The organism is Pacificimonas flava, from assembly GCF_000342165.1.
GTDB classification, from domain to species: domain Bacteria; phylum Pseudomonadota; class Alphaproteobacteria; order Sphingomonadales; family Sphingomonadaceae; genus Pacificimonas; species Pacificimonas flava.
Map to the genome: position 1 here is coordinate 1 of NZ_AMRV01000028.1, position 5742 is coordinate 5742.

Annotated in this window: 4 protein-coding genes and 1 pseudogene; 3 read left to right on the forward strand and 2 right to left on the reverse strand. The window is 60.2% G+C overall.

The features are described from left to right. From C725_RS14935 to C725_RS14945, 3 genes and pseudogenes are all read left to right on the forward strand, one after another. Window positions 1–415: pseudogene (locus C725_RS14935) on the forward strand (HlyD family secretion protein); the annotation flags it as partial. Then, on the forward strand, window positions 412–1983 hold the full coding sequence (locus tag C725_RS14940; protein WP_051051489.1) for an MDR family MFS transporter: 1572 nt from the start codon (window positions 412–414) through the stop codon (window positions 1981–1983). The pseudogene C725_RS14935 and the gene C725_RS14940, both read left to right, overlap by 4 nt. Before the next feature lie 10 nt (window positions 1984–1993). Beyond that, the gene (locus C725_RS14945) at window positions 1994–3454 is read left to right on the forward strand and encodes an efflux transporter outer membrane subunit (protein ID WP_038283764.1); all 1461 of its coding nucleotides are present in this window, start codon (window positions 1994–1996) and stop codon (window positions 3452–3454) included. On the opposite strand, the gene C725_RS16055 is transcribed toward C725_RS14945, so the two are convergent. Beyond that, window positions 3384–3878: a hotdog fold thioesterase gene (locus C725_RS16055; protein WP_078056337.1), complete on the reverse strand. Its 495-nt coding sequence runs from the start codon at window positions 3876–3878 to the stop codon at window positions 3384–3386. The two genes, C725_RS14945 and C725_RS16055, sit on opposite strands and share 71 nt — an antisense overlap. After that, a complete protein-coding gene (locus C725_RS14950; protein ID WP_038283760.1) occupies window positions 3875–4780 on the reverse strand; it encodes an alpha/beta fold hydrolase in 906 nt (301 codons plus the stop codon). Before C725_RS14950 ends, C725_RS16055 begins: the two co-directional genes overlap by 4 nt. Window positions 4781–5742: the final 962 nt, after the last annotated feature.

The following is a 5742-nucleotide window of genomic DNA, read 5'->3' on the forward strand; positions in this document are numbered from 1 at the left end:
CCGCGTCGGCGATCTCTCGGTCAGGGTGGGCCAGTTCGTGCAACCGGGTCAACGTTTGATGACGGTGGTTCCGGTGAGCGCGATCTACGTGACCGCGAACTTCAAAGAAACGCAGGTCGGCCTCATCCGGGCCGGCCAGAGCGTCAGGCTCGAAGTTGACGCCCTGCCAGACCTTGAGATCGCGGGACGAGTGGACAGCATATCGCCGGGAACGGGCGCGGAATTTTCCATCCTCCCCCCCGAAAATGCCACCGGCAACTTTACCAAGATCGTTCAACGGATACCCGTCCGCATCGCTATCGATGCTCCCCCTGAAGTGCGGCGTCTGCTCGTTCCCGGCATGTCGGTAGTGGCTACGGTCGACACTCGGAATGCTGCCGGCGAATTGGAAGAGATCTCGAGTCGGACTCAATGACCGAGATACTGGCAGCGCAGGACACTTCGATCGGGCCGGCCGGGAGCCGAAAGAACGCAGACGTTACTGCCTGGGTCGCTGTGGCCGCGGGCGCGCTTGGCGCCATGCTCGCGACGCTGGACATATCAATCGTCAATTCCGCACTCCCCGTCATTCAGGGCGAGATCGGTGCCACAGGCGCCGAAGGCACCTGGATTGCTACGTCATTTCTCGTTGCTGAGATTGTCGTCATTCCGCTGAGCGCTTGGCTGGAACGGCTGTTCGGTCTGCGAACCCTCCTCATCATCGCGGTCAGCGCGTTCACCGCCTTTTCGGTGCTGTGCGGGATTGCAACCGACCTTACGACAATGATCATCGGCCGCACGGGTCAGGGCTTCACGGGCGGCGTGCTCATTCCGACGGCAATGACCATCGTGGCCAAAAGGCTGCCGCCACATCAGCAGCCCATCGGAATGGCCCTGTTCGGCATGACAGTGATCCTCGGCCCCGTGATGGGGCCTTTGATCGGGGGTTGGCTGACCGAGAATCTGAGCTGGCACTATGCCTTCTTTGTCAATGTGCCGGTCTGCGGCCTGCTGCTGCTCCTGCTGTTCGTTGGCTTGCCCCACGAAAAGCCAAAGTGGGATTATCTCACTGACGCGGATTGGGCGGGCATTGTCGGGCTCATCTTGGGGCTGGGCGGACTTACGGTCGTCCTTGAGGAGGGCCACCGCGAGGAATGGTTTGAATCCTCTCTCATTCGCTGGCTCACAATCATCACAGTCGTCGGATTTGCCTCGCTGATCTACGGACAGGTGAAGGCACGCAAGCCAGTCTTGAAGTTGCAGCTCTTGTTCAATCGACAGTTCGCCAGCGTCGCGATCATGGCGCTCGCCCTGGGTATGGTGATGTATGGTTCGACCTACGTCATCCCGCAGTTCCTCGCGATCATTTCTGATTATAACGCGCTTCAGACCGGGCTGGTGATCTTCTGGATGGGCGTCCCGGCCTTCCTGTTGATGCCTGTGCTTCCCTTGATGATCCGGAAGATCGACATTCGCATCGCCGTCGGCGCCGGCATGTTGCTGATGGCGGTCAGCTGCTTTGTCAGCACCAGCCTTACAGCAGAATCCGGTGGTGCCGTTTTTACCGAGAGCCAGCTCTTGCGCGGTGTCGGCATGATCTTGTCGATGATGTTCCTGAATCAGGCGACGGTGGCTTCGGTCGCCAAGGAGGATGCCGGCGACGCCTCGGGAATTTTCAACGCGGCGCGCAATCTCGGTGGCTCTTTCGCTCTTTCGGCTCTGGCATCGTTCCAAGACCAGCGGATCTGGCATCATAGCCGGCGGATGGAAGAGACCCTGAATGCGAACAGCGTTTCGCTACAGGACTATCTCGACGGGCTGGCGCGAAACTTCGGCGGCATGGAGGGGGCGATGGCCGTCCTGAGCCGCACCCTGCAACGCGAGGCGTTCATAATGACCTACAATGACGTGTTCCTGGTTATGGGGATTCTGACCCTCGCGACGGTTCCGCTGGTCCTCTTCCTGAGGCCGCTTCCAAAAAATGTCTCCCTTTCGATGCACTGAGCCCTATATGATGCGCCGTTCGATACCATCGCTTCTCCTCATCGCCTTGCTGGCTGGCTGTACGGCTGGGCCGGACTACGCAGGCCCTCCGGAAATATTGTCGGCGGATACCGGCCATCGGTTTGTCCGCGCTGGCGAGGATGTAGGCGTCATGGACCCGGCCCTTGCCGAATGGTGGGTGCTGCTCGACGATCCTGAACTGACCCGGCTGGTCGAAACTGCGTTGTCCGAAAATCCGTCGCTCCAGGCAGCGCAGGCGCGCATCGCGCAGGCCCGGGCATCGGTCAGGCAGGATCGGGCCGGCAGAATGCCGACACTCGGAACCCAGGCCACCACTATTCAGGGCCAGCTTCCCGGCCTTGAAATTCAGGAGGGGGCACCCCCGTCCTCACAGCAACCCGATCCGGAGGCGGGAAGCGACGATGCCCTCAGCTTTTACAATGTTGGTCTCAATGCCAACTGGGAGCTGGAGTTCGCGGGCGGCTCCCGGAGGCGTATCGAGGCCGGCAACGCGCAGGCTGCGGCAACGGTCGCCAATGCGGAGGACGCAAAGGTTCAGCTGACCGCCGAAGTTGCCAATAACTACGTCAACTTGCGGGAGGCCCAGTTCCGCGCCGACCAATACCGGACGCAGATCAAGCTGCAGGAAGAAGTCCTGGCCCTAACTTATCAGCGGTATCAGCAAGGCGCGCTGCCGCTGTTCCCGGTGGGCAATGCGAACGCGGAGCTGGAGGTGCTCAAATCCCAATTCGCCGAGGCGGAGGCCGATAAAGCCGTCCTGCTAGACGCGCTTGCGATCCTGTCGGGACGGATTCCTGGATCGACGGCCGAAGACCTTTCGACGCCGCGAGATATCCCTTTGCCCCCGGATGAGGTTACTGTCGGCGATCCGGCGAGTCTGATCGCGCGTCGGCCCGACATCAGGGCGGCTGAGCGCACTCTCGCCGCTGCAACGGCCAGGATCGGGGTGGCCGAAGCGGCAAGGTTCCCGAAGCTGTCCTTTATGGGGATTCTGGGCCTTGGCGGATCTTCCCCCGACGATATCTTCGATGTAGGCGAATTTTCGGCATTGGCGATACCCCGCCTGGAATGGAACTTCCTCGATTTTGGAAGGGTCGACGCGTCGGTCGATCGCGCCGGGGCGGTCCGCGACGAAGCTGTCGCCAACTATCGTCAAACCGTCCTCGCGGCGCTACGGGATGCCGAGCGCGCTCTGGCACGATTTGGCCAACAACGCGTCGCGCTGGCAGCCAGCGCGCAGATCAAGAGCCAGGCGGATAGCGCCGCCGATCTGAACCGCCAACGTTTTGCCGCAGGAGCGATCTCGAAGGCTGACCTCAACCGGGCCCTGCGAGAACAGCAGCAGGCCTCAGCAGACCTCGTCCGGGCAAAAGGCGCCCTTACGCTGGCGTGGATCGCGCTGCAGAAGTCGCTGGGCCTTGGGTGGCAAGAGCCTGTTCGAGATCAATAGTCCCGCCGCGATGATCAAGTGATCCGGTTGACGAGAAGTAGGCGCCCCTGCCGCTGGCGACCAACTTGCCGTCGGGCTCGAGAACCCGGGTTTCCGCCACCGAAATCTGTCGCCCGATCTTCACGATCTGTCCGTGAGCAGTGAGAGGTCCTGAGGTTGCAGGACGGTGGTAATCGACATGCAGATCGGCCGTCGCTCTCGCCGCGACGCCCCCGGCAAGCAGAGTATAAAGCCCGGTGAGGTCGACCAGTGAAGCCAGGACCCCTCCATGCGCCGACCCAATCATCGGGTTCGACACGATCTCTTCGCGCCATGGCATGGTGATCGCGATTCCCTGGTCGGAGCATGTTGCAATCTCCAGCCCAAGCCATCGATGAAACGGCGCGATATTCAGCATTTCCTGCAAGCGCTCTCGATCGATCATAGCTCCCTCGTCCCCTGTGGCTGAGCCGTATCGGATGAGTGATGGCGCCGTAGGAAATCGACGATAGCGGCGGAAAAGGCATCGTTCGCATCGCCCACGACCATGTGCGTGGCATCGGCAATATCGGTGTATTCTGCATGGGGGGCGAGTTGTCGCAGATGCAATACGGCCTCTTCGGAAACAAGATCGCTAGAGGCGCCTCGGATGAGGTGAAGCGGAAGCGTGAGATTCGCCGCAGCTTGGCTGAGCATTGCCGATTGACGTTCTTGGCTGTCTGGGTCGCCTTGTCTGGCTGACATTATATTACGGATAAGCACAGGGTCCCAGTGCCAATAGAAGCGCCCATCCGGCTTCTGCCGCAGATAGCTTTTCAGACCATCGCTCGCGCCCCGCCTGGGACGATGCGGCATGTAGCGAGCGATCACGTCGGCCGCCTCCTCTGGTGAGGCGAAGCCGCTATCGACATGCTCTTCCATAAAACCAACCACGCGCATTACACCGCTGGGCGCCATGCGCGGGGCAATGTCGACCAATGTGAGTGAAGCAAAGCTACCTGGAGCAAGCTCCCCTGCGGCAATCAGTCCAGCGAGCCCGCCCAGTGAAGCGCCGACCAGCGCTGGCTTCTGGTCCAGGCGCGACGCTGCAGCGACCAGATCCGCCGCGAAGTCGCGCATTTCATAAGCTCCGCATGGCGACCAATCGCTGTCTCCGTGACCGCGCATGTCGAAGGCGATTGCGCGAAAGCCGGCTTGAGCCAGCTCGCTGACCACCCTTCTCCACGCGCGCCGTGTCTGCCCGCCGCCGTGCGCAAGAAGGACGGGTATGGCGTAGGCATCCCCCTCAGCCTCGGCTGTAAGAGAAATCGCGCCTGCGCCCTCAATCGTAAAGGTTTCTCTCGCCATCTCTGGATGGTAGGAAAGGCGCGCTAAATAGTAAACCGATTTAGTTTGTGGCTCTCGGCTCCGTGTTGGCTGTCCTGCAGGGGCGTTTCAACGACGGCAAAAGTCTATGCCAAGAGGGGTTTCTCCAGACCATTCTCTAATGCACCGGCTTGCGATTCGGTCAGCAGTCGCTGTCCGCATAATCCGCTCAAAGATATAAAAGCTGCCTTTCCGCTTCCGGCCCAACTTCCGCCGTTCAATGAGGCGGTTGAGCTGCCAATTTTCGAAAATTAGTCGGCCGATCGCACCCTTGTAACGGTTTGGCGCAAATTCGGGATTCTGGGGGTATCGGTGGGGGTACTTTCCAAGAGTTGGGCGGAAAAAACGAGCAATGTCAGAACGTTATATGTTCGCTATATGTTCCTCCTCCGCTACCAATCCTGACGCGGGTCCAAGACCAGCATCGCAGTTGCGATTTTCATACCGGCGCTGTTCCATATCTTTCAATTCGGCGGCAGCGAATCGCTTGGCAGCATGCTTCCGGCCGCGAATCGCAGCCGCATCGATCTGCGGCGGAGCCCGTTCGCGATCGAGTCGCCGCCGGAATGGCTTTGCAAGTTTCGGGCCGATTTTTGTGGGACTGACCTGACTTCTCAAAGAGATACCCCCGAGTTCCCCTGAAACCGCCGAAATCCACCCTCATTCAGACGCCGCGATTTCGGCTCATCCTGCCGCAGCACGGATGACATTCGGCCCTCTCGCATGGCTAGCGCCGGCCACCTAGCGGGGGGGTCCGAAGGTGCTTCGAACCCCAAAAATCTCAATCAATTTGGAGTGTGGGGTCACCTATGCCATGTCATTTACGTCGTCTTAGTAGATCAGAACCTATCCCCTTCGCGTCGTCACTGGGCAGACGATCGACGCGAAAAGGGGCCGACCGTTGGTAAACCGGAACATGAGTGCACTTGCCATAATCTGTTCAA

Excerpts from the sequence above, each read along its gene's own strand:
- C725_RS14940 (WP_051051489.1), top strand. The coding sequence starts at position 412 with ATGACCGAGATACTGGCAGCGCAGGACACTTCGATCGGGCCGGCCGGG.
- C725_RS14950 (WP_038283760.1), bottom strand. The coding sequence starts at position 4,780 with ATGGCGAGAGAAACCTTTACGATTGAGGGCGCAGGCGCGATTTCTCTT.
- C725_RS16055 (WP_078056337.1), bottom strand. The coding sequence starts at position 3,878 with ATGATCGATCGAGAGCGCTTGCAGGAAATGCTGAATATCGCGCCGTTT.
- C725_RS14945 (WP_038283764.1), top strand. The coding sequence starts at position 1,994 with ATGCGCCGTTCGATACCATCGCTTCTCCTCATCGCCTTGCTGGCTGGC.